General features: G+C 72.6%; 1 protein-coding gene. It reads right to left on the bottom strand.

The annotated features are described in order from the left end of the window. Nucleotides 1–10 precede the first annotated feature (10 nt). The gene (locus tag DQ238_RS22510) at nt 11–1450 is read right to left on the bottom strand and encodes an NF041680 family putative transposase (protein ID WP_233496226.1); all 1440 of its coding nucleotides are present in this window, start codon (nt 1448–1450) and stop codon (nt 11–13) included. Nucleotides 1451–1617: the final 167 nt, after the last annotated feature.

The following is a 1617-nucleotide window of genomic DNA, read 5'->3' as shown; positions in this document are numbered from 1 at the left end:
AGCTTGTCGTTTAACCCTTGATTTTCGGGTCGGTGGTGTCTCGTTTGGCGGTCTTGCCGACGTCGTAGCGGGGAGCCCGGCTGCGGTTGGCGACCCCGGCTGGCCGTCCTGGCCCGGGATGGGCGGGTTTCGGTGCACTGGCCGGCTGGACCGTCTTCGCCCGCAGGTAGCGAAATCCGCGGCGGACCCGCGCCGGGGTCAGCCGCTCGGCAGGCAGCGGCCGTTCCCAGGGCCGGCGCAGATCGGCGGCCAGCGGGCGGGCCAGCCGCAGCTGGGTGTGCGCGGCCAGGATCAGCCAGGTCCAGCGGTCGGCCGCGGCCGGTGAGCGGAACTTGGGAGCCGTCCAGCCCAGGACCTGCTTGAACAGCCGGATGGTGTGTTCTTCATCGAAGCGGCGAAGGTAGGCCTGCCAGCAGCGCACGACCTCGGCGGCCAGCTGGTCGAGGTCGTCGTCGCAGTCGGCGGCGGTATGCGAGGACCACAGCCAGACCGGCTTGGCCGAGCGCTGGCCGGGCAAGTGCTCGACCTGCAGGCGGATCAGCGTGCCCTCCACGATCGGCAGCCGGCCGACATGGTCGGCCCAGGCGCCGCGGTGGGTCAGCCGGGGATGCATCCGGTCCCAGGCGGTGGCCTCGGCCCGCCCGTAGCGGGGCGTGTCGGTGCTCGACCGGGTGCTCGGCGCCGGCCAGGTGTGCGGCTTGGCCAGGGTCATCGCCGCTCCGTGCCGGCGGGGGCGGCCCACCGGACCCCGACCGTCGGTCGGCCGCGGGGCGGCGGGGCCGAGCAGCACTCGATCGGCGCGGATCCGCCCGATCAGATGCAGCGGCAAGTCGGCCAGCAGCCAGGCCAGCCGACACACGTCATAGCCGGAGTCGAGCACCACCATGATCGGCCGATCACCGTCGTGCCAGTGCCCGGCCGCGCGCAGCCGGCCGACCACGGCGCGCAGCTGGGCGGCGGTGACCGCGGTGGCGTCATCGGCCGGGCCGAGGCGGATGATGTCCAGCGCCGCGGTCCAGCTGGTCGGCCCGCTCTCCAGCGCCACCACCAGCTGATACGGCCAGCCCGGGATCTGCTGATCGGCGTCTGGGTGCCGCCCGCGGCCATAGACGTGGCAGAACAGCCGTTCCGGGCAGCACGGAGCGTCTGGACGCAGCCACGGCGTGGCGTCGACGGCCAGCACGATCCGCCCACCGAACATCCGCGGCACGGGAAGCTCGGCCAGCCGCTGGCGCAGCCGGTCGGCATCGACCGAGCCGTGATTGAGCGCGTCGTAGAGCGCGCCGTGGCCGCGGCGGTGCTCCGGGGTCAGGCACAGCCCGACCAGCGTGTGCACCGGCCCCTCGGCGCACAGCACCGCATCGGTCAGCTCGAACAACTCATCGGCCCGCCGCCCGAGGCATCCGTACAGCTCACCCCGGAAGCTCTGCAGCCGCGTGGCCGCCTCCACGGCGGAACCCTGGTCAACCGCACCGGCCCGGTGAAGACTGTCCATCACGGCCACCGCCGATCTTCGAAGCTTCGCAACTCCGAAGGATCACGCGGTGGCCGCCTTCACGCCAACCCCGAATCCCAGCAGTGCAACTCCCGGGGGGCCGGGAGGTTAAACGACAAGCT

The organism is Geodermatophilus sp. TF02-6, assembly GCF_003319115.1.
Classification (GTDB): domain Bacteria; phylum Actinomycetota; class Actinomycetes; order Mycobacteriales; family Geodermatophilaceae; genus Geodermatophilus.
Note: the sequence above shows the minus strand (reverse complement) of the source record. Positions and strands in the feature narration are given on the sequence as shown.